The sequence below is a fragment of the Ruegeria sp. ABV3_008 genome (assembly GCF_056161185.1).
The window spans coordinates 35783-58143 of the sequence record NZ_JBSWYP010000006.1; the positions used below are offsets into that span (position 1 = coordinate 35783).

22 protein-coding genes are annotated in these 22361 nt (G+C 57.7%); 10 read left to right on the forward strand and 12 right to left on the reverse strand.

Features of this window, described 5'->3' with window-relative positions; translation table 11 throughout:
* Positions 1 to 80 precede the first annotated feature (80 nt).
* Together ACXAH8_RS11735 and ACXAH8_RS11740 are read left to right on the forward strand one after the other, a co-directional pair.
* Entirely contained in the window at positions 81 to 1676 is a 1596-nt protein-coding gene (locus tag ACXAH8_RS11735) for a GMC family oxidoreductase (protein WP_475218608.1), read from the forward strand.
* 495 nt (positions 1677 to 2171) lie between these two features.
* Positions 2172 to 3113 carry a hypothetical protein gene (locus tag ACXAH8_RS11740; RefSeq protein WP_475218610.1) on the forward strand — a complete coding sequence of 314 codons (942 nt, stop codon included), beginning with the start codon at positions 2172 to 2174 and terminating at the stop codon, positions 3111 to 3113.
* A 188-nt stretch (positions 3114 to 3301) separates the two neighbouring features.
* On the opposite strand, the gene ychF is transcribed toward ACXAH8_RS11740, so the two are convergent.
* On the reverse strand, positions 3302 to 4399 hold the full coding sequence (ychF, locus tag ACXAH8_RS11745) for a redox-regulated ATPase YchF (protein WP_475218611.1): 1098 nt from the start codon (positions 4397 to 4399) through the stop codon (positions 3302 to 3304).
* 199 nt (positions 4400 to 4598) lie between these two features.
* Between ychF and ACXAH8_RS11750 the strand changes: the two genes are divergently transcribed.
* The 7 genes from ACXAH8_RS11750 to ACXAH8_RS11780 all read left to right on the forward strand — a co-directional run bounded on the left by ACXAH8_RS11750 (position 4599) and on the right by ACXAH8_RS11780 (position 10602).
* Complete coding sequence (locus ACXAH8_RS11750; RefSeq protein ID WP_475218613.1) at positions 4599 to 5087, forward strand: acyloxyacyl hydrolase; 489 nt, start codon at positions 4599 to 4601, stop codon at positions 5085 to 5087.
* Between the two features lie 79 nt (positions 5088 to 5166).
* The gene (gene trpA, locus ACXAH8_RS11755; RefSeq protein ID WP_475218614.1) at positions 5167 to 5958 is read left to right on the forward strand and encodes a tryptophan synthase subunit alpha; all 792 of its coding nucleotides are present in this window, start codon (positions 5167 to 5169) and stop codon (positions 5956 to 5958) included.
* A gap of 134 nt (positions 5959 to 6092) precedes the next feature.
* The gene (locus ACXAH8_RS11760; RefSeq protein WP_475218616.1) at positions 6093 to 7259 is read left to right on the forward strand and encodes an alpha-hydroxy acid oxidase; all 1167 of its coding nucleotides are present in this window, start codon (positions 6093 to 6095) and stop codon (positions 7257 to 7259) included.
* Positions 7260 to 7494: 235 nt separating this feature from the next.
* On the forward strand, positions 7495 to 8148 hold the full coding sequence (locus tag ACXAH8_RS11765) for a 50S ribosomal protein L25/general stress protein Ctc (protein ID WP_170377725.1): 654 nt from the start codon (positions 7495 to 7497) through the stop codon (positions 8146 to 8148).
* Between the two features lie 137 nt (positions 8149 to 8285).
* Positions 8286 to 8969, forward strand: a complete 684-nt coding sequence (pth, locus tag ACXAH8_RS11770; protein WP_475218619.1) for an aminoacyl-tRNA hydrolase — start codon at positions 8286 to 8288, stop codon at positions 8967 to 8969.
* 81 nt (positions 8970 to 9050) lie between these two features.
* Positions 9051 to 10214, forward strand: a complete 1164-nt coding sequence (locus tag ACXAH8_RS11775; RefSeq protein WP_475218622.1) for a serine hydrolase domain-containing protein — start codon at positions 9051 to 9053, stop codon at positions 10212 to 10214.
* A 10-nt stretch (positions 10215 to 10224) separates the two neighbouring features.
* Positions 10225 to 10602: a DUF2237 domain-containing protein gene (locus ACXAH8_RS11780; protein WP_170377719.1), complete on the forward strand. Its 378-nt coding sequence runs from the start codon at positions 10225 to 10227 to the stop codon at positions 10600 to 10602.
* Positions 10603 to 10744: 142 nt separating this feature from the next.
* Here ACXAH8_RS11780 and trpB read toward each other — a convergent pair whose 3' ends face one another.
* The 8 genes from trpB to ACXAH8_RS11820 form a co-directional block, all read right to left on the reverse strand.
* Complete coding sequence (gene trpB, locus ACXAH8_RS11785) at positions 10745 to 11992, reverse strand: tryptophan synthase subunit beta (RefSeq protein ID WP_475218624.1); 1248 nt, start codon at positions 11990 to 11992, stop codon at positions 10745 to 10747.
* A gap of 68 nt (positions 11993 to 12060) precedes the next feature.
* Positions 12061 to 12396 (reverse strand): hypothetical protein, encoded by a 336-nt coding sequence (locus ACXAH8_RS11790; protein WP_170472088.1) that lies wholly within the window; start codon positions 12394 to 12396, stop codon positions 12061 to 12063.
* A gap of 46 nt (positions 12397 to 12442) precedes the next feature.
* A complete protein-coding gene (locus ACXAH8_RS11795) occupies positions 12443 to 13084 on the reverse strand; it encodes a phosphoribosylanthranilate isomerase (RefSeq protein WP_475218627.1) in 642 nt (213 codons plus the stop codon).
* A 9-nt stretch (positions 13085 to 13093) separates the two neighbouring features.
* Positions 13094 to 13444, reverse strand: a complete 351-nt coding sequence (locus tag ACXAH8_RS11800) for a lipopolysaccharide assembly protein LapA domain-containing protein (RefSeq protein ID WP_170378121.1) — start codon at positions 13442 to 13444, stop codon at positions 13094 to 13096.
* Positions 13445 to 13451: 7 nt separating this feature from the next.
* Positions 13452 to 13736, reverse strand: a complete 285-nt coding sequence (gene ihfB / locus ACXAH8_RS11805) for an integration host factor subunit beta (RefSeq protein WP_008758048.1) — start codon at positions 13734 to 13736, stop codon at positions 13452 to 13454.
* Positions 13737 to 14005: 269 nt separating this feature from the next.
* Positions 14006 to 15682, reverse strand: a complete 1677-nt coding sequence (gene rpsA, locus ACXAH8_RS11810; RefSeq protein WP_170377709.1) for a 30S ribosomal protein S1 — start codon at positions 15680 to 15682, stop codon at positions 14006 to 14008.
* A 278-nt stretch (positions 15683 to 15960) separates the two neighbouring features.
* Positions 15961 to 17646 (reverse strand): tryptophan halogenase family protein, encoded by a 1686-nt coding sequence (locus tag ACXAH8_RS11815; protein WP_475218631.1) that lies wholly within the window; start codon positions 17644 to 17646, stop codon positions 15961 to 15963.
* A gap of 262 nt (positions 17647 to 17908) precedes the next feature.
* Complete coding sequence (locus ACXAH8_RS11820; protein ID WP_475218633.1) at positions 17909 to 18445, reverse strand: hypothetical protein; 537 nt, start codon at positions 18443 to 18445, stop codon at positions 17909 to 17911.
* 219 nt (positions 18446 to 18664) lie between these two features.
* Here ACXAH8_RS11820 and ACXAH8_RS11825 point away from each other — a divergent pair, with 219 nt between their 5' ends.
* The gene (locus ACXAH8_RS11825) at positions 18665 to 19141 is read left to right on the forward strand and encodes a YHS domain-containing (seleno)protein (RefSeq protein ID WP_475218635.1); all 477 of its coding nucleotides are present in this window, start codon (positions 18665 to 18667) and stop codon (positions 19139 to 19141) included.
* A 24-nt stretch (positions 19142 to 19165) separates the two neighbouring features.
* Here ACXAH8_RS11825 and cmk read toward each other — a convergent pair whose 3' ends face one another.
* From cmk to ACXAH8_RS11840, 3 genes are all read right to left on the reverse strand, one after another.
* Positions 19166 to 19780 carry a (d)CMP kinase gene (gene cmk / locus ACXAH8_RS11830; RefSeq protein ID WP_475218637.1) on the reverse strand — a complete coding sequence of 205 codons (615 nt, stop codon included), beginning with the start codon at positions 19778 to 19780 and terminating at the stop codon, positions 19166 to 19168.
* Positions 19777 to 21123, reverse strand: coding sequence for a 3-phosphoshikimate 1-carboxyvinyltransferase (gene aroA / locus ACXAH8_RS11835; protein WP_475218642.1), 1347 nt, complete (start codon positions 21121 to 21123; stop codon positions 19777 to 19779). The genes cmk and aroA overlap by 4 nt, the downstream gene beginning before the upstream one ends.
* 85 nt (positions 21124 to 21208) lie before the next feature.
* Entirely contained in the window at positions 21209 to 22282 is a 1074-nt protein-coding gene (locus tag ACXAH8_RS11840; protein ID WP_475218644.1) for an amidohydrolase family protein, read from the reverse strand.
* Positions 22283 to 22361: the final 79 nt, after the last annotated feature.

Sequence of the window (22361 nt, forward strand, 5' to 3'; positions counted from 1 at the left end):
GACGTTTTGTATCAAAAAAGGCTAGTATATTTCTTGCATCTTGCATAGAGTTTTTTCGACGGCGTGAGGAGGAGGCAGTCATGGAAGTGGATTATGCGGTTGTGGGCGCCGGGTCTTCGGGCTGCGTCATTGCCAACCGGCTGAGCGCTAATCCTAACACGACCGTTGCACTGCTAGAGGCAGGTGGCCGCGATACCAACCCATGGATTCATATCCCCGTTGGCTACTTCAAAACCATGCACAACCCATCGGTCGATTGGTGTTATCGCACCGAACCTGATCCTGGGCTGAACGGTCGATCCATCGACTGGCCACGCGGCAAGGTACTGGGCGGGTCATCCTCATTGAACGGTTTGCTCTACGTGCGTGGGCAGAAAGAGGACTACGATCGCTGGCGGCAAATGGGCAATGAGGGCTGGGGCTGGGACGATGTCCTGCCCCTGTTCAAGCGCTGCGAAGACCAGGAGCGAGGTGAAGATGAATTCCACGGCGTTGGTGGGCCCTTGTCCGTATCCAACATGCGTATTCAACGCCCGATCTGTGACGCGTGGGTGGCCGCAGCGCAGGCGGCGGGCTATCCGTTCAACCCCGATTACAACGGCGCGGAACAAGAGGGGGTGGGGTATTTCCAACTAACCACCCGCAATGGCCGCCGGTGCAGTGCAGCCGTTGCCTATCTGAAACCCATTCGGGATCGACAAAACCTAAACATCATTACAAATGCGCTCGTAACGCGCGTGGTTCTGGAGGGAAAGAAAGCAACCGGCCTGGTGTACCGGGATCGCTCTGGAACAGAGAAAACTCTGACCGTCCGGCGCGAAATCATTCTGTCCGGCGGAGCGATAAACTCGCCGCAAATCCTGATGCTTTCAGGGATCGGAGACCCAGACCACCTGAAGGAAAACGGTATCGAACCCCTGCACGCCTTGCCTGGTGTTGGCAAAGGACTGCAGGACCACTTGCAGGCTCGATTAGTGTTCAAATGCAATGAACCGACACTGAATGATGAAGTCCGCAGCCTGTTCAATCAGGCGCGTATCGCCCTGAAATACGCACTGTTCCGTGCTGGTCCTATGACCATGGCCGCCAGTCTTGCCACCGGGTTCATGAAAACCCGCGAGGATGTAGAGACGCCCGACATTCAATTCCACGTTCAGCCTTGGTCCGCCGACAGCCCTGGCGAGGGTGTTCATCCGTTCTCAGCCTTCACCATGTCGGTCTGCCAACTGCGCCCTGAAAGCCGGGGGGAGCTACGCTTGAACGGCCCGGATCCATCTAAATATGTCAAAATTATACCGAACTATCTGTCCACTGAAACGGATTGCCGAACCATTGTTGACGGGGTGAACATCGCGCGCAGAATAGCCAAGCATAATCCTTTGGCCTCGAAGATTTCAGAGGAATTTCGACCTACGGCTCAGCTGAGTTGCGACGACTATGAAGGCACGCTGGACTGGGTAAGATCAAACACCGCATCCATTTATCATCCAACCGGCACTTGCGCGATGGGAAGCACCGAAGCATCGGTCGTAGATGCAAAACTAAAAGTACATGGTATAGCAAACCTGCGTGTGGCCGACTGCTCGATCATGCCGGAAATCGTCAGTGGTAACACCAATGCGCCCGCCATCATGATCGGAGAGAAGGCTAGTGATTTGATACAGGCAGATGCGTGAGACAAGAATGGAGGGAAATGTGTTTGATCCCTCGGTTTGGCTGTTTGCTCTTCTCTCTGGAAATAGAAAACCAACATTGGGTCTCCAGTTATTTACCATTGCGGCATCCGCTTTTAGTGGGATTGAACTGGTCAACATGATCCGAAAAGGCAAATTCACGCCCGGAGTCTCGGTGTTCCAGTAGTTCGCCAACTTGGCAGGATAATTGATACACTTGGCAACTCCGTTCGGTGGCACGAACCTGCCCTGCGCCGGGCTTGTATTGAAAATCAATAGCGCGGACGAAGCTGCCATTTTCAGGCCGTTCAGTTGTGTAGATACGGTCGACGCTATTGACGATGGTTCTGCCCAACTGAAGCTTAGACGAGTAAATTCTCGCTACCCATTGAGCTTGCCTCGCTACTCTTGCGGTTTCTTACCAGACTCTTCTTCTTTGGACATGAAGCTTACGGTAAGAATTGAATCCGCGACCCACAGCTTGCAAAGGTAACTTGTGTGATCAAAGACAGTCCGAAGCGGACCATCATCGCCGGCTTGCTAGGTGTGACGGCGGCAATCAGCGTCGGAGTTGTTTGGTTCATAATGTATGGACCGGGGTCTTGGACTGACAACATATCCAATCGCGACCTTATTGACACGACGCCAGATGCTGGCCTGCCTAGAGAAGTGAACGGCCAATCCGCCAATCTCCTCTCGGCCTTCCACGGGCTTGATGCACTTCCACGCGTCTCAAATGTGATTTGCAGGGGGTCTGAGGGCAACACCGGAATGCCAGTGATCTTTTCTACTGAGATAGACATCGCGACTATGCAGGCCGGAGATTTTAAAGTCACTACCCGGTCAGGCGCCCTGGGGAAAATGCACTGCGCGTCTGTTCTCCCAGCTACAGACCCAGGGGAGTTGCGCACGGTTCTTTTGATAGGCCAATTGGGACCCGCCGAAACCGACCCACCGGTTAGGGTTGATGTTATCGGGCATTTGCAGACGATCGGCGGCATGCTTGATTTTCAGGGAGCTAGTATATCGGTGATACCCTTAGAAGACGGACCATCGATTGTTTTGGCCGAAGTTGTGGAGGACTGGACACTTGTCGGCACTTTGGGCCCGCGTCGCGTCAGGGGCAGCCTCTGCCCGACGGAAGGCGTCGTTCAGGCGGTCCGTGTGACGTGGGAGGGTGGTGTGACGCTTAAAGATGGCAGCGAAACAGGTGAGGCAGAACGCGATCTATATACCATCACCGTCGAGGCACCCGATGGGACCCGTCGTGAAGTGAAGCCGCTCGCGCTGGCCAACCTGGGTGACGGGGACAATAATCACATGCTTTGCATGGACACGACAGATCGGCCCATCTCAGTGTCCTTTCCAGAAGGCTTCTTTACGGACCCGAACGATGATTTGAACCCAGCGACAAAGATTGACATAACTCCGTATCGGTAAACATCCTGGCATGACCACTCCGCAGTCTTAGGGTATTTGGATACATCGCCTCATGCTGGTGAGTTGTAAGGTACAATAGGTTTGAGCGATGGAAGCCGAACAGAAGGACCGCTTAGGGCTAAAAGCGGTAGTGGCTCAGATGCTCGTTCAATGGCACTCAAGCATTCGAGTAGTGAAGGTGCTGATGCTCAAGTATTGAACAAAAAGTGCATCACATCGCCGTCCTTGACGATGTAGCCCTTACCCTCAGCCCGCATCTTGCCTGCCTCTTTCGCACCCTGTTCGCCGTTGGCGGCGATGTAGTCGTCATAGGCGATGGTCTCGGCGCGGATGAAGCCTTTCTCGAAGTCACCGTGTATGACGCCCGCTGCCTGCGGCGCTGCGGTGCCGGTGCGGATAGTCCAAGCGCGGGCCTCTTTCGGGCCGACGGTGAAATAGGTTTCCAACTTGAGCAGATCGTAACCGGCGCGGATCAGACGGTCGAGGCCGGGCTCTTCCAGACCCATCTCGCCCAAGAACATCTCGGCTTCGTCCTCTTCCAGCAGGCTGATCTCTTCTTCGATCTTGGCGCTGATGATGACGTGCGCGTTGCCTTGCGCGGCGGCCATTTCGGCTACCTTGGACGAGTATTCGTTGCCCTCGGCGGCTTCTTCCTCGGACACGTTGCAGACGTAAAGCACAGGCTTTGTCGTCAGAAGCTGTAGCATCTTCCAGGCCTTGGCATCTTCGTCCGAGACCTCAACCAGACGCGCGGGCTTGCCGTTTTCCAGCATCTCCTGCGCCTCAGCCAGCAGACGGTCCTGTTGCTGCGCCTCTTTGTCATTGCCTTTCAGCTTGCGCACCAGATTGGCGCGGCGCTTTTCGATGCTTTCCAGATCGGCCAGCATCAGTTCGGTCTCGATCGTGTCAGCGTCGGCCACCGGATCGACCCGGCCTTCCACATGGGTCACATCGCCGTCTTCGAAACAGCGCAGCACATGGGCGATAGCGTCGGTCTCACGGATATTGGCCAGAAACTGGTTGCCCAGCCCTTCGCCTTTCGACGCCCCCTTCACCAGACCGGCGATATCCACAAAGGTCATCCGCGTCGGGATGATCTGCTTCGAGGCCGCAATCGCCGCCAGCTTGTCCAACCGGTCATCAGGCACAGCCACGTCGCCCACATTGGGTTCAATGGTGCAGAACGGGAAATTCGCGGCCTGAGCGGCTGCGGTTTTGGTCAGCGCGTTGAAGAGGGTCGACTTGCCCACATTCGGCAAACCCACGATTCCCATTTTAAAGCCCATGACGGTCTCCTGATGCTTTTCGCGGCTGCTTCTAGGCGGGTCGGGGTGAATGCGCAAGCCAATGTGGGTGATGCGCGCCCTTCACCCTCACGCTGGTCTCACGGTTTTGTTCCACTGTTGTGTTCTTGGGCGCATTGAAAAGAGGCCGTTGGAATAAGCACGTCAAAAGGAACATCGAAGACCAAACGGAAATGTTCCTATGAAGAAAATCCTCGCCTTATCGGCTGTTCTGGCCTTAAGCGCCGGCATGGCGCATGCCCAGTCCATTATTCTAGGGGCTGGTTTCGCAGATTTCTCGGACAGCGACTCGGATGATCATGCGCTTATTGCGTTGGAGTATCAGCACCGCCCATTTCATCAGGCCACCCGGTTCAGCGTTGGGTGGGGCGCAGCCCTGTCGATCGACGAAGCGGGCGATACCCATATCGGCGCGGGTCTGGTTGGCCTCTATTCTCTGAACGACCGCTGGTTTCTGGAAGGCAGCGTTTTGCCAGGCTACTTTTCCGAAGCCGACGAGCTGAACGATCTGGGTGGCAGCTTTCAGATCCGCAGTCTTCTTGGGGTGGGTTACACACTGGACAATGGCAACAAGGTGTCGCTGACGATCACCCACAAATCCAACGCCAGCACGCAAGAGGATAATCCGGGCGTCAACGCCCTGCTTTTCCGCTATCACTTCGCGTTCTGAGGCTTTGCAGCTCAGGCGGGATTGATTTTCGGCAAAACTTTCTGCACATCAGGTCCGAACCTGACTGCAAGGACATGCCATGACCCGTATCGACGCCAAGTTTGCCGCTCTGAAAGCCGAGGGGAAAAAGGCCTTTGTCGCCTATGTGATGGCAGGCGACCCAGACTATGAGACCTCGCTTGAGGTCGTCAAAGGGCTGCCCGGCGCGGGGGTGGATGTGATCGAGCTTGGCCTGCCCTTTACCGACCCGATGGCGGATGGGCCGACGATCCAACTTGCAGGTCAGCGTGCCTTGGATGGCGGCATGACCCTGCAACGCACGCTGGATCTGGCGCGCGCGTTTCGGGAAACCGATGACACGACCCCGATTGTTCTGATGGGCTACTACAATCCGATCTACAACCGTGGCGTCGATGCGTTTCTGGAAGAGGCCAAAGCTGCGGGCATCGACGGCTTAATCGTCGTCGACCTGCCGCCCGAAGAAGACGAGGAGCTTTGCCTGCCCGCCCAAGCCGCGGGTCTGAACTTCATCCGCCTCGCGACGCCAACCACCGACGACAAACGCTTGCCCCGCGTGCTGCAGAACACCTCGGGCTTTGTTTACTACGTCTCGATCACCGGAATCACCGGAGCGGCGGAGGCGCAGACCACCAATGTCGGCCCCGAGGTCGCCCGGATCAAATCCGCCACCGACCTTCCGGTCATTGTTGGCTTTGGCATCAACACGCCCGAGAAATCGCAAGCCATCGCCTCGGTCGCGGATGGGGCTGTTGTTGGGTCGGCCATCGTCAGCCAGATCGGCGCGGGCAAGCCAGTGGCCGAGGTGCTGGATTTCGTGAAGTCCCTCGCGGATGGTGCCCATTCCGCATAAGCCCTGACGATCAGGTTGCTTTTGAGGCGCGGTTGACATGGGACAGCCGCGATTTTTTGATCTCGCGATAGCGTTGCGAAACTGCCCTATTGCCGGTTACACAGTTCGGGACAATTCAAGGAAGGTTCCCGAACATGCCCGTGATTACGACGATTGAAGACCTGCGCCGGATCTACGAACGCCGTGTGCCGCGCATGTTCTACGACTACGCCGAAAGCGGCAGCTGGACCGAACAGACCTTTCGCGAAAACAGCTCGGACTTCGAGAAAATTCGCCTGCGTCAAAGGGTGGCTGTGGATATGGCGGGTCGGTCGACTGCGTCGCAGATGATTGGAGAGGACGTGTCGCTTCCCGTTGCGCTTGCCCCGGTCGGGCTGACCGGCATGCAACACGCGGACGGGGAAATGAAGGCTGCCAAAGCTGCCGAGGAATTCGGCGTGCCCTTCACTCTTTCCACAATGTCGATCAACTCGATCGAGGATGTGGCTGAATACACCGGCAAGCCGTTTTGGTTCCAGCTCTACACCATGAAGGACGAAGACTATGTCAGGCGTCTGATACAGCGGGCCAAGGATGCCAAATGCTCTGCACTCGTGATTACGCTGGATCTGCAGATTCTGGGTCAACGCCACAAAGACCTGAAGAACGGCCTTTCTGCCCCGCCGAAACTCACACCCAAAACCATCGCCAACCTGATGACGAAATGGTCGTGGGGAATCGAAATGCTGCAAGCCAAGCGGCGTGAGTTTGGCAACATCGTTGGCCATGTCGAAGGTATCTCTGACGCCTCATCGCTGGGCGCGTGGACGGCTGAGCAATTCGACCCCAGCCTCGACTGGACAAAGGTCGAAAAGCTGATGGAGCAATGGGGCGGCAAAGTGATTCTGAAAGGCATACTCGACGCCGAAGATGCCAAGATGGCCACCAAACTCGGAGCGGACGCTATTATTGTGTCGAATCACGGGGGCCGCCAACTGGACGGTGCGCTGAGTTCAATTCGCATTCTGCCCGAGATCATGGACGCTGTCGGCGGCGATGTCGAAGTGCATCTGGACAGCGGCATCCGCTCGGGTCAGGACGTCCTCAAGGCTTTGGCACTGGGGGCAAAGGGCACCTATATCGGCCGCGCTTTCGTCTACGGGCTAGGCGCGATGGGTCAATCCGGCGTGACGACCGCCTTGGACGTCATCCAGAAGGAGCTTGATACTACAATGGCCCTGTGCGGCGAGCGCAATGTCGCAGATCTGGGCCGTCACAACTTGCTTGTGCCAGAAGATTTCGGCGGGCGCTGGCAAAGCTGAACCGTCCCAGGGGGCGCTGCCCCCGCCGCACCTGAAGGCGCGATTCCCCCGAGGTATTTTTGAACAGAAGAAGCAACGGGCGCTTCGGATCTTCTTCTGTTTGGAAATACCTCGGAGCGCGAGGCAGAGCCTCGCAAAATACTGCTTTCCAAACCACAAGAAACAAGCTAAGGACGCGGCTTCACGCGGGCATACAGCCTTGGAGGATGCCCGCCCTAACATTGGAGAATATATCATGGCTGGAGAGATTCCTGATCTCGTAGCTCTGGAACGGACGGGGACAGGCAAGGGCGCCGCTCGTCAGACCCGCCGCGAAGGCATGGTTCCGGGTGTTGTATTTGGTGGCGACAAAGATCCGCTGGCAATCAAGATCCCGTTCAACGAACTGTTCAAGCGCCTGAAAGCAGGCCGGTTCAAGTCGACCCTGTGGAACCTGAAGGTTGAAGGCCACGAAGACGTACGCGTCATCTGCCGCGACGTACAGCGTGACGTCGTCAAAGACCTGCCGACCCACCTGGATCTGATGCGCCTGCGTCGGACCACCAAGATCGCGCTGTTCATCCCGGTTGAATTCGTCAACGAAGAAGCAGCCCCCGGCATCAAGAAGGGCGGCGTTCTGACCGTTGTTCGCCCGGAAGTCGAACTGATGTGCACCGCTGGCGACATTCCTGAGAAGATCACCGTTGATCTGACAGGCATGGAGATCAACGACGTTGTCACCATCTCGTCGGTTGACCTGCCCGCAGGCACCAAGCCGACCATCGACCGTGACTTTGTGATCGCCAACGTTTCGGCACCGACCGGTCTGTCGACCAGCGACGACGAAGACGGCGAAGAAGTGGCCGCGGACGAAGTAGAAGTCGTCGGCCAGGAAGAAGCTGAAGAATAAATCCGAATTCGAATTGTCGGATTGTGAAACGGGGCCCAACATCGGGCCCCGTTTTCTTTTGCCATCGGACTGGAAAACGGATGCCATTTCATGCCATCACCCCTCTGCGCTGAAGGCATGCGAAAGAGGATTGTGGCATGAAGCTATTTGTCGGATTGGGGAACCCGGGATCGAAATATGCCCACAACCGGCACAATATCGGCTTCATGGCGCTGGACCGGATTGCCGATGATCATGGTATTGGCCCATGGAAATCCAAGTTTCAGGCCGAGATTGCCGAGGGGCGTCTTGGGCACGAAAAGGTGCTTCTGATCAAGCCGCAGACCTTCATGAATCGCTCGGGTCAATCCGTGGGCGAGGCGATGCGGTTCTACAAGCTCGACTCAACCGACGTGACCGTTTTCCACGACGAGCTGGACCTTGCGCCTGGCAAAGTACGGGTCAAGGCGGGCGGTGGTCATGCAGGGCATAATGGGCTGCGATCCATTCATGAGCATATCAGTCCGGCCTATGATCGGGTGCGTTTGGGCATCGGGCATCCCGGACGGAAAGAGATGGTCTCGCCCTATGTTCTGGGTGACTTTGCCAAAGCCGATGGGGACTGGCTGGAAGACGTACTGCGCGGCGTTGCAGACGGCGCGGGCCATCTTGCGGATGGTGACGGCGGCAAGTTCATGAATGCGGTGGCTTTGCGTACTGCGCCGCCCCGCTCTTCCACCTCGCCAAAGCCCGAAAAATCGGCCCCAAAACCTGAGGCGAAGCCTGTGCCCGAAAAAGACAACCGCTCGGCCATGCAAAAGCTGTTGGACAAGTTCAAATAGCCTGCGCGCTTGGTGCCGTAAGGTCTTGATTGCGGAATGCGGCGTCTCGCGCTCCTATACCAACCGAGAGGGAGGCATTTCATGAAAGCTCTGTTCAAATGGGTGTTGCGGATCACTCTGGCATTGGTCCTGGCCGCAGTGGTTGTCGGCGTCTGGAAACGCGAAGAAATTCAACGTCTATTGGCCGTGAACTCTTTGTTTTCCGAAGAGAAGATCGTCCAAAATTTCTCTCACATGGATGAGGCTTTCCTGACCGCCGATCTGCCCCGAGGCAACGGCCCAACGTGGGAGCTGCCTTACGGCCCCGGCTTTGACTTGCCCGAAGGGACCGATGACTGGATTGGGGATCGCGCGGTCACCTCACTTCTGGTGATGCAGGACGGTCAGATCCGGTTCGAGGAATATTATCTGGGGACAGGTCCCGACGATCGTCGCATCTCCTGGTCGGTGGCCAAAAGCTATCTTTCGGCGCTTCTGGGGATTCTGCTGGACGAAGGCGCGATCACATCGCTTGATGATCCGGTGGTGAAATACGCGCCCAACCTGACCGGCAGCGCCTATGAGACCGCCTCCATCCGCAATGTGCTGAACATGGCCAGCGGGGTGGTCTTTGACGAGGACTATTTTGACCCGAACTCTGACATCAACCGAATGGGTCGCGTACTGGCCCTTGGCGGTGAGTTGGATGATTTCACCATCGCGCTACAGGACAGCTTCATCGAACCTGGGGAGAGCTGGCAATATGTGTCGATCGACACGCATGTCATCGGCATGGTGATCCGGGGCGCCACCGGGCGCAGCGTCACGGAGTTGATGACCGAGAAGATCGTGCAGCCCCTGGGGCTGGAACGTGACGGCTATTATGTCACCGACGGGGCTGGCGTGGCTTTTGTGCTGGGTGGTCTGAACTTCACCACGCGCGACTTTGCGCGCTTCGGCCAGGTGATCCTACAGGGAGGAGAGCATGACGGCGAGCAACTGGTGCCCGCGGAATGGATCAAGGAATCGACCTGGCCCAGCGCCCCGACCGAGCCGGGAAAGATCGGCTACGGCTATCAGTGGTGGATCCCTATTGGCGCGCATGAAGGAGAATTTCTGGCCCGCGGGGTCTATGGGCAATATATGTATTTCGACCAGCCTCGTGGCGTTCTGATCATGACAACCGGTGCGGATCGCAAATTCCGTGAACCGGGCGTCAACGAACAGAATGTCGAAATGTTCCGCAGCATCGCGCAAAGCCTGTAAGGTGAGCCTTATGCAGAAAGAAGACAGCATCAATGTTCTCGGCGGCGTTCTGGCCGATTGCTCGAAAGACCCGTTGACCGGGTTCTTCCGCGACGGGGCCTGCAACACCTGCATCGAGGATCAGGGCAGCCACACTGTCTGCGCCGTCATGACGGCCGAATTTCTGGCCTATTCGAAATACGTTGGCAACGACCTCAGCACCCCTCGACCCGAGTTCAACTTTCCGGGCCTCAACCCCGGGGACAGCTGGTGTCTTTGCGCTGGTCGCTTCCTTCAGGCGCATGACGAAGGCTGCGCACCCAAGGTCCATCTTGAAGCCACGCATCAGCGCGCGCTTGAGATCGTGCCGCTGGACATCCTGCGCCAACACGCAGCGCGCGCCAATTGACGGCGGGCGGGTAACAGGAAGACATAATCCGAACGGAGGAGACCGCGGTACGTCGAGCGGTTCGAAACTGGTCTGCACGAACGACAAAGAAAAACCGGCCCCGCTCTTGGGGCCGGTTCTGCCTGTTCCGGTCTGTCCGAGATCAATCCGCCGTGCGGCCTTCGGTGTCAGACATGTCGAAGTTCAGGTATTTGGCGACGGTCTGAACGTCCTTGTCGCCGCGTCCGCACATATTCATGCAGATCAGGTGATCATTCGGCAGATCGGGTGCAATCTTCATCACATGGGCCAGTGCGTGGCTAGGCTCCAGCGCCGGGATGATGCCTTCGGTGGCACAGCAGAGCTGGAACGCCTCAAGCGCCTCTTTGTCGGTGATGGCGACATAGTTCGCGCGGCCAATATCGTTCAGCCATGAATGCTCAGGCCCGATGCCCGGATAATCCAGACCGGCCGAGATCGAATAGCCTTCGAGAATCTGCCCGTCATCGTCTTGCAGCAAATAGGTCCGGTTGCCATGCAGCACACCAGGACGACCACCGGTCAATGAGGCGCAATGCTCCATCTTCTCGTTCACGCCTTTGCCACCGGCTTCGACGCCGATGATGTTGACATCTTTGTCGTCGAGGAAGGGGTAGAACAGGCCCATCGCGTTCGAGCCGCCACCGATGGCAGCGATGATCGTGTCGGGCAGACGGCCCTCGGCCTTCATCATCTGCTCTTTGGCTTCCTTGCCGATGATCGACTGGAAATCGCGAACCATAGCCGGGTACGGGTGCGGACCGGCCACGGTGCCGATGCAGTAGAACGTGTCGCGCACATTGGTCACCCAGTCGCGCAGCGCGTCGTTCATCGCGTCCTTCAGCGTCCCACGGCCCGAGGTCACCGGAATCACCTCGGCACCTAGCAGACGCATGCGGAACACGTTCGGCGCCTGGCGCTGCACGTCATGGGCGCCCATATAGACGATACATTTCAAGCCGAACTTGGCACAGACAGTGGCTGTGGCCACGCCGTGCTGCCCTGCCCCGGTTTCCGCGATGATCCGGGTCTTGCCCATGCGGCGCGCCAGAATGATCTGGCCCAACACGTTATTGATCTTATGCGCGCCGGTGTGATTCAGCTCATCACGTTTGAGGTAAATCTTCGCCCCGCCCAGATGCTCGGTCAGGCGCTCTGCGTAGTACAGAGGCGACGGGCGGCCCACATAGTTTGCCCAGAGGTCGTCCATCTCGGCCCAAAACGTCGGATCATCCTTGGCTTTGTCATATTCTTCTTCCAGCGACAGGATCAGCGGCATCAGCGTCTCGCTGACAAAACGCCCTCCGAAAATGCCAAAACGTCCCTGTTCGTCAGGGCCGGACATGAAGGAATTGAAAAGATCGTTGGCCATGGAAGTCTCCCGCGTCGTATCCGTTGTTCATAGGAGGTAGCGGCAGGTTTTGCCATGGGCAAAACGCCTCATTCGGCAGCCAGGGTATGATGCCGCCAAAGCTCAAGCGCTTGCTCAGTCGTTGGGACCCCTATGCAAGGGAAATGGTGGAACTGGTTCACATCCGCCAATCGGTTCGCCTCCAGCATCAGGCGACGGTGTGGGCCTGATTGGGCGAAGGTCAGCATCGCTTCGATATCGTGCCAGACGCTGAGCGAGAAATAGAGACCGTCTTGACGGAAAGTCGCCGCGTGCAAGCATAGCGGATCACCCCGCGCCTGACGCAAAGCCTGCCCTGCTCGCCAGAAAAACTCTGGCGCGTTGTACCAGTGTTTCAGAGAAACGCCGCCTATTGCCGCCAGCATGTTTGTACCCCTCCGTCGAGAGATACGGCGCGCATGCGAGATCAGATCACCGCGTCGCGTCAATAAATGCCTTCATCAGGGCGGCATCTTTCACCCCCGGCGCGCTTTCGACGCCGGATGCGACATCAACCTGACGCGCGCCAGTCATGCGGATCGCCTCGGCCACATTGTCAGGAGTCAAGCCACCGGCCAGCATCCACGGCTTGCGCCAGTATTTGCGCCCCGCCAGCAGACGCCAGTCAAAAGCCAACCCATTGCCGCCAGGCAGAACAGCATTCTTTGGCGGCTTGGCGTCGATCAATAGCTGATCCGCCACGTCGCTGAACGCATCAATGGCGGTCAGGTCTGCCTCATCGGCCACACCGATCACCTTCATCAACGGCAAGCCATACCGGTCCTTGATCTGCTGCACGCGCTCGATCGACTCGCCCCCATGCAGCTGCAGGATATCGAACGGAGCGTTCTGCGTGATGTCGTCCAGTACCTCATCCGAGGCATTCACCACCAAGGCCACCTTGGCCACGCCCGCCGGCACATGGGTCGCCAACTCGGCGGCCTGCTGGGACGAGACATAGCGGGGGGATTTGGCGAAGAAGTTGAACCCCAGATACCGCGCGCCTGCATCAACAGCAGCGCGCACGTGATCAGGTGCGGTCAAACCGCAGATTTTGACAGACACATCAGGCATTGCTTTGGCTCAGCTTGCCTCATCCAGAATGGCGAGAACCTCGTCCTTGCCTTCATTCTGCTTTTTCTTGAGCTTCTTGACCTCGCGCTCAAGCTTGCGCACTTCGCCTTTTTTGACGGTCGCATCGCGACGATGCTTATGTTCGCGCATCCATTCCCACAGGAACCCGATGACCAGACCGGCCACAACGCCGCCCAGCACCACCAGAAACAGCGGTAGCGAGGTAGACAGGTTGAAACCCAGCAGCTCGGCCAGAGGGTCGGGCATAAGCTTGAGTTCAACGGATTCTACGTTGGCAAGGGAGACCGAGACCAAGATGATCCCCAGTGCCCCCAGAAAAGCATATCGAATGTAGCGCATCATAAGGTCAGGCTTTACCGTTCAATCGGTCCCTAAGCAACTTACCCGTCTTGAAAAACGGCACGCATTTTTCTTCGACCTGCACAGTTTCGCCGGTGCGCGGATTGCGACCCACCCGCGCGTCGCGCTTTTTTACCGAGAACGCGCCAAATCCGCGCAGCTCGACCCGGTCGCCACGCGACATCGCATCGGTGACTTCCTCGAAAACTGTATTCACAATCCGCTCGACATCGCGTTGATACAAATGCGGGTTTTCATCAGCAATTTTTTGAATCAATTCAGAACGGATCATGCGCGCTACCCTCCCAGGCGACCGGTTTACCATCTCTAGTGTTCTGGACAGTATAGAAAAAAACCCTGTTCGGGGGAACGTAAACTCTGTGTGTAGAAGCTGCTATTTCGGGCAAACTCGCATGATTTTTGGCTTGAACACCCAAAATCCCGTTCATGCACATAGTATGTACATTTAATCGCCCAATTCGGGAACTTGTTGATTCGCAACAAAAACGGCCCCGCACATATGTACGGGGCCGTTGAATTGTATCGGGTCAGAGACCGGGTTTAGTCGCCGGATTTCAGCGCTGCACCCAGGATATCGCCCAGCGATGCGCCCGAGTCGGAGGAACCGTACTGTTCCACGGCCTCTTTCTCTTCGGCGATCTCGCGTGCCTTGATCGACAGGCCCAGACGGCGAGTCTTGCTGTCGACATTGGTGACGCGGACGTCGACTTTGTCGCCGGTGTTGAAGCGCTCAGGACGCTGCTCTGCACGATCACGCGACAGGTCCGAACGACGGATGAACGACTTCATGCCTTCGTACTCGACCTCGATGCCACCATCTTCGATCGCAGTGACTTCAACAGTGATGACCGAGCCACGCTTCACGCCGCCCACGGCTTCGGCGAACTTGTCACCGCCCAGGGCTTTGATCGACAGCGAGATACGCTCTTTTTCAACGTCAACTTCCGAAACGACGGCCGAAACCATGTCGCCTTTGCGGTAGTTCTGGATCGCATCCTCGCCACGCTCGTCCCAGGACAGGTCGGACAGGTGAACCATGCCGTCGATGTCGCCTTCGAGGCCAATGAACAGACCGAATTCGGTGATGTTCTTGACTTCGCCTTCAACCTCGGTGCCTTCGGGGTGTGTTTCTGCAAACACTTCCCATGGGTTGCGCTGAGTCTGCTTCAGGCCCAGAGACACGCGGCGCTTGGCGCCGTCGATTTCCAGAACCATGACGTCGACTTCCTGGCTGGTCGAAACGATCTTGCCGGGGTGGACGTTTTTCTTGGTCCAGGACATCTCGGAGACGTGGACCAGACCTTCGACACCGGCTTCCAGCTCGACGAACGCGCCGTAGTCGGTGATGTTGGTGACGCGACCCTGATGGACCGAGCCCAGCGGGTACTTGGCAGCAACCAGATCCCACGGATCTTCCTGCAACTGCTTCATGCCCAGGCTGATGCGATGGGTCTCTTTGTTGATCTTGATGACCTGAACCTTGATGGTTTCGCCGATCGTCAGGATCTCGGACGGGTGGTTTACACGGCGCCATGCCATGTCGGTGACGTGCAGCAGGCCGTCAACGCCGCCCAGGTCAACAAACGCACCGTATTCGGTGATGTTCTTGACAACACCCTCGACGGTCTGACCTTCGGACAGGTTGCCGATAACTTCGGCGCGCTGTTCGGCACGCGATTCTTCCAGGATTGCGCGACGCGACACAACGATGTTGCCACGGCGGCGGTCCATTTTCAGAATCTGGAACGGCTGCTTCAGACCCATCAGCGGGCCAGCGTCGCGCACGGGGCGAACGTCAACCTGAGAGCCGGGCAAGAACGCAACTGCTCCACCCAGATCAACGGTGAAGCCACCTTTGACGCGACCAAAGATTGCGCCTTCGACGCGCTGGTCGTCGGCATATGCTTTTTCCAGACGGTCCCATGCCTCTTCACGGCGGGCCATCTCACGCGAGATGACAGCTTCGCCACGGGCGTTTTCTGCGGCGCGTAGGTAAACTTCGACCTCGTCTCCTACAGCGATTTCAGGGGCTTCGCCGGGATTTGCGAATTCTTTCAGATCAACGCGGCCTTCCATCTTATAGCCTACGTCGATGATGGCTTGGCCGGCTTCGATCGCCAGAACCTTACCTTTGACAACAGAACCCTCTTCGGGTGTGTCCATTTCGAAGCTTTCATTCAGGAGGGCTTCGAATTCCTCCATGGATGCGTTAGCCATGTGGCGTTGTTTTCCTTTACATACGTTTTTGCTGGCCGAGCGGTTGTTTCCGCCGGTCTTGTTTCATGGTGTCTGCAGGCGTGACCCAGTGCGCATCTGACTACACAAACACAAAGGGCCGAGGTAACCCGGCCCTGCTCAGATACGTCATCCGGACGTTGACCGCCCTTGTTCAGACAGCGCGCGTATAGGCTGTTTCAGCCAGATACGCAAGGGCAAAGCCGAAATCTCGGCACCGCAGCGGGTGTCGAAGATTACTCTGCCCATGCCCAAGCGCCCTAGAACAATTGCAGGTCCTTCGCACCGCTTTGGATTTCGGCCAGGTTCGGCATGTTCTGAACCACAACCGGAGCCGGCTTTGCGCCCGGCATGGCCACAGTGGGTTTCACTGCAGCCGACTTGCCAAAAGCTGGCTTCTTCAGTTCACCCCGAATATCGCGCAGAAGCGTTTTGTGATCCGGCATTGTTTGCAGAATCTCATTGAGGTGCATGCGCGCGCCCTTCCACCAATGGAACCAGATCGGTTTCTTCAATGGGCGCAGACGGTCGCGGATGCCTTCTCCATAGCCAGTATCATAGACCTGTTTGCCCAACAGAACCGTCTGGTAGACGCGATGATCGAACAGGGATACGAACTCGATATCATGCTCCATCGGCAAGCGATGCTGCCAGAGTTCAAGGTTCTCGGCCAACCGGTCAGGCAGTTTCATTTCGGTCCGCGCATCGATCCAGTATTGGTCATCGGTGCGGTTACCAAGGCGGTAGTGCAGACAGATGAACTCCAAAACCTCGTTATAGAGCTTGTCCATCTGCCGGTTGTAACGCGTCCGCAAAGCTGGTTCGATGTCCTGCGTCGGCAGATGCTCGGCGAACCAGCGCACGGCATGGTCGATCATGTGAATCGCGGTGCTTTCCAAAGGCTCAATGAACCCGCCAGACAGGCCGATTGCCACGCAGTTCTTGACCCATGCGTTACGCACGCGCCCAACGCGCATCGGGATCACGCGCGGCGTCAAACCCTTGCCGCTGTCGCCCAGCCACTCAAGATATTCATCTGCTGCCTGATCATCCGTCCGGTGCGCCGATGAGAACACATAGCCCGTGCCCACTCGGTTGAAGAGCGGCACGCGCCATGTCCACCCTGCCCCAAGCGCGGTTGAGCGTGTCAGGCTTTCGATCTTTTCCGGATCCGGATGTTCAATCTGCAACGCCATGGCCCGGTCATTCGGCAGATAGTCCGAGTAATCCATGAAGGGTTCACCCAGAGCCTGGTTGATGATCAACCCACGGAACCCTGTGCAGTCAATGACCATTTCGATGTCGTGACGGCCTTTCCGCTCCAGCATCAGGTGACTGACATTGCCCTGCTCATCCAGCTCGACCGATTGCACCTCATCCTGAATATGCTCAACACCGCGCTTGGTACACACCTTGGTCAGCATGCCCGCGAACTTCACGGCGTCCAGGTGATAGGCGTACCCAAAGCGCTGCTCGAATTCCGGTGCCCCCAAGGGCCGCGCGCCTTTGCACATCCGTCCCAGATCATCATGCGGTGAGATGGACTGCGTGAAATCCCGATCTCCGTTGCCAAAACGCAGGAAATACTCGGCCGTCTCCAACCCCTCCAGCATCTGACCATGGGCAAACGGGTTCACATAGTCGATGCGATTGCCCTTGGCGTCCTTGTTCCAATTGCAGAACTTCACGCCCAGCTTGAATGAGGCATTGGTTTCGCGAAAAAAGTCCCGCTCGGAAATACCTGCTTGCCTGAGTGTGACCGGCATTCTCGGAACCGTTGCCTCACCCACACCGACGGTCGAGATATTGGGGCTTTCGATCAGGCAGATACGTGGGCGATCCTTGGGCGCGGAGGTGCGCGACAGCACCATCTCTAAAATCAACGCGGTCATCCAGCCCGCGGTCCCACCACCCACGATGGTGATTTTGCGCAAACGTTTGGTCATGTTTGTCTGTCCCTGTTGGCTTAGGGAATTTTGTGGCTACTTCCCCCTTTTTTGGAGGTTTACGGCGGCCTTCCCTTTATTGCTTGTGAGGGGAGCATAACAGTTTTGTTACATCTGGCTAGGGTCCTGTCGATGTGGCTATTTTACCCTTCTTGCGCAGATGCTTACTAGGTTTCACTTGATCTTTTAGCCCCAATTTGATGGCGATAAAAATCCGGTAACGGCGAGGTGTGTCAAATTGAAACTCGACCACGTTCCAGGTTCAGATCTCTTCGCCCTCTTTCAAAAGCTCATCGATCAGCGCACGCTGCAGATCGCCGCTGTCACCCCCTCCGAACTCAGCCGCTCCGCCCGAATACAGAGTGCCATAAGTGTTTGCGATGTTCACCGTCTGCGCCAGGCCCGAGATCAGCTGATCCTTTTTCAGCGGCGACAGCGGGTGGATGAACACGGCCCACAGGGTTCCGTTGGCAATCGCATAGCGCGCGTCCAGCGTGCTGTCGAAATTGGCCTGCATCATCCGTTGCAGATCCTCCACAGACAGATCTGCCGTGCTGCTGATGGGCACCATAGCGCGCATTCGATCGGCCACTACATCGGTGATCACCAGAACCGGCACATCCGCAATGGTGATCTGGAACCCTGGCCCGCTGGGCTGCGTTTCCGGGTCAAGCGCAAAGAGAATCCTGCCCAACCGCTCATATGTCATCGGAGGTTCGCCCTCAGGCACGGGCGGTTCGGCCTGTTGCGCGCTCACGCTGCCGGCGATGAGGAACAAAATCACAGCTAGTCGGATCATGAGGCCGCTCCCATAGTTACCCCCCTACCTTAGAAAGCAACCGGGTCACTGGCCAAACAAAGCTGTGTGAAGTGTTTTTGCGTGCAATCCAGATATTTGAACGATCTGCACAGTTTCGCGGCTTTTCTGCGATTACACGTACAAAACTCCTGTCCTAACTTTGTCACATCGGCCGAGGGGATACCTCAGCCCTGATCTGAAAATGAAAGGATGACCCAAATGAAATCGCTCGTCTTCACTGCTTTTGTTGCTGCGCTTGCCCTGTCGGCCCCGGCCTTTGCTGTGGATGAAATCAACGTCTCCAAAGGCATCTCGGCGGCTGGCGCGCCGCTTGCTGCGCATGGGGTGGATCTGGTCGAGCTGGTCAACAGCGGCAACCCGGTCGAGGGTTTTGCAACCCACTCGGCCACCTATAATGGCGCGTCCTACTACTTCACCACCACCGAAAACCGCGAGGCGTTCGAGGCCAACCCGGCGGCCTACCTGCCCCAGCACGGCGGCTTCTGCTCGTTTGGTGTCTCGGTTGGCAAGAAGTTCGACGGTGACCCGGATCAGTACCTGATCGCGGACGGCAAATTGTTCCTGTTCCTGAACGCCGAAACCCGCGCAGCCTTCCTAAAAGACGTGGATGGCACGGCCAAAACTGCCAACGACCAGTGGGCAAACATCAAGAGCATCGCCGTCGGCGAACTCTGATCTCCCAAAAACAACGGCCCGCAGCTACGCTGCGGGTCTTTTCTGTGTGATGATTTCGACAGCCTTTGCCAGAGCGTCGTCGATGCTCAGTTCGGACGTGTCCAGCAGAACGGCATCTTCGGCGGGTTTCATGGGGGCGGTGCTACGCTCCGCATCGCGTGCATCCCGTTCGCGCACATCGGCCAGGACCTGATCACGCGATACATCAGACCCTTTGGCGCTAAGTTCCAAAAACCGGCGTTCAGCCCGCACCTCCGCGCTGGCGGTGACGAACAACTTTACCTCAGCCTCGGGGCAGATCACCGTCCCGATATCACGCCCATCCAGTACTGCCCCGCCCGCGCGCCGGGCAAAGGCACGTTGGAAATCGACCAGAGCCGCCCGGACCTCGGAGATAACAGCAACTTTTGACGCCGCCTGCGCGATCTCAGCCGTACGCAGATCGCCTTGCTCCAGTTCCTCTGCGGTCAGAGCTTGGGTCGCAGCGACGGGATCAACCCCATCCAGCACGCGCCGTCCTACCGCTCGATACAACAGCCCCGTATCCAGATGAGCAAACCCGAAATGCGACGCGACGCCTTTCGAGATCGTCCCCTTGCCCGCCGCCGCTGGGCCATCAATGGCGACGGTAAAGCTCATACCCGTTCGACCTTGGCACCCAACGAGGCCATCAGCGGCTCGAAGATCGGGAAAGAGGTCGCGATCGGGCCGCCATCATCGACCGAAACGGGCGTTTTCGCGCCCATGCCCATCACCATGAAGGACATCGCGATCCGGTGGTCCAGAAAGCTCTCGCAGGTGCCACCACCGGGAACGTTGCCGATGCCCAGCCCTTCGACCGTCCACCAATCGTCACCTTCATTCACGGTCACGCCATTGGCCCGCAACCCGCGCGCCATCGCGTCGATCCGGTCGCTTTCCTTGACTCGCAGCTCTTTCACGCCGCCCATAATCGTGGTGCCGGTCGCATTGGCGGCCACCACAGACAGAACCGGGTATTCGTCGATCATCGAGGCGGCGCGCTCGGCCGGGACATCGATCCCCTTCATGTCGGGCGAGTATTTGGCACGCAGATCGGCAACTGGCTCACCGCCCTCTTCGCGTTCGTTTTCATAGGTCAGGTCCGCGCCCATCTCGCGCAGAGTGGAGAAGAGGCCCGCACGGGTCGGGTTCAGGCCGATGCCAGGCACCAACACGTCCGAACCGGGGGTGATCAGCGCCGCGCAAACCGGGAAAGCCGCGCTCGACGGGTCACGCGGGACGGCAATAACCTGAGGTTTCAGCTCGGGCCGACCGGTCAGCGTGATCACGCGGCCCTCATCTGTATCTTCAACAGTGATCTCTGCACCGAAACCGACCAGCATCCGTTCCGAGTGGTCACGAGTAGCTTCTTTCTCGATCACAACGGTCTTGCCGGGTGCGTTCAGGCCAGCCAGCAGTACAGCAGATTTCACCTGCGCCGAAGGAACCGGAACCTCATAGCGAACCGGGGTCGGATCTGCTGCGCCCACGATGGTCATCGGCAGGCGCCCGCCCGAGCGGCCAACCGACTGCGCGCCAAACAGCGCAAGCGGATCGGTAACCCGCGCCATCGGACGTTTGTTCAGGCTGGCATCACCCGTGAAGGTCGCCGTGATCGGAGAGGTTGCCATCGCGCCCATGATCAGCCGCACGCCGGTGCCCGAGTTGCCACAATCGATCACCTGATCGGGTTCGGCAAAGCCACCGACACCGACACCATGCACGGTCCATTCACCGCCGCCATGGTCGGTCACCTCGGCCCCGAAGGCACGCATGGCCTTGGCGGTGTCCAGAACATCCTCGCCCTCAAGCAGGCCCGAGATCTTGGTTTCCCCAACCGCCATCGCGCCAAGGATCAGTGACCGGTGCGAGATCGACTTGTCGCCGGGCACCTCAGCCGTTCCGTTCAACGGGCCGCAGGGATGCGAGGTCATCGGGATGGGCGTGCCGTGTCCGGACATGGGGGCTCCTGTTTTCGCTATCAGTCCATGCCGATTAGCGAATTGGGACCAGTTGGTCCAGCGGCAATAAGGGGATGGGTGCCTCTCAGGTCTCTCCCAGCCATTTTGCCGGGTTTTCCTCGGCGATTTGGCGAAAGATCTCTTCGCCCAGAACGTTGCGCAACCGGATACAGACCGCCTTTTCCGACAATGCCTGTTGCCGGGTTATGTAATAGTCTGAGCCGAACAAAACACGCGACCGCAGGCGTTCGCTTTCCTCATCCTCACCCATCAAAAATAAACGCAGGAATGGAGCATAGTCTTCGAACTGGAAAAGGGTGTAGGAGATATCCGTCCACAGGCCTTCGTAGTCTCCGCTGCCGATCAAGTCGCGAATGGATCTCAGCCAATTCCGGTTGAATGCATCGTCCAAAGGGTCGCTGTGATCGGGATTGACGTAGGCATGCCAATCTCGCTGCCCACCAAAATGTGCCAGACAGATCCGGAGGTTGGGAAAGGCGCGCATCACCGGGATAAACGCCTCTGGTTCCGTATAGCGGTCGGCCCAATAGTCGGAAAGATGCCGCCCCTGAACACCGCCTCGCGAACAATGCGACATTACCGGCAGGTTCTTGTCCTGCAAGCGCGGATAGACATGCTGCATCAGGACCGGGTCATTCGGCGCAAAGCCTAAACGGGGATAGAGCTTGACCCCGCGAAACCTCAGATCGTCAATGGCGCGCCACAGCTCGGTGGCATTGGGATCGGCCCGCGGGTCGATCGTTGCGAAGGGAACCACCGAGGGGCCAACCTCAGGGTCAGTGGAGAGCTGCGCCAGTTCGTCGTGCTGGTCGCGCAGCAGAACCTCGGGCGCGCCGAAGCCAAAGGCCGAAAGATCCATCGGCAAAACGACAAAGCGGGTATTGCTGGGGTAGTGTCGCCGCAGGTTGTCCAGAATCTCGCGCTGGCTACCCTCTTCCGTTTCCTGCTGAAAGCGATAGAGCCGATCCAGTTTATCTGCGACACCGGGCTGGCCGATCAGTCGGGCACCAAAAGCCAGAGCCTTGATCAACCACGGCATCTTCTTGAACGGTTTGAGCGCCGGATAGGGATAGTCCTCGGGCACGTGGCGCGAATGAAACAGATGCGTGTGGCAGTTGGTAATCCGAAAATCAGACATGGTAATCCTTGAAATAAGCTATGCTGAAAACGCGTAACGCGCACAGACTAGCATAGCGTGCAGGATTACAGAAATTTGA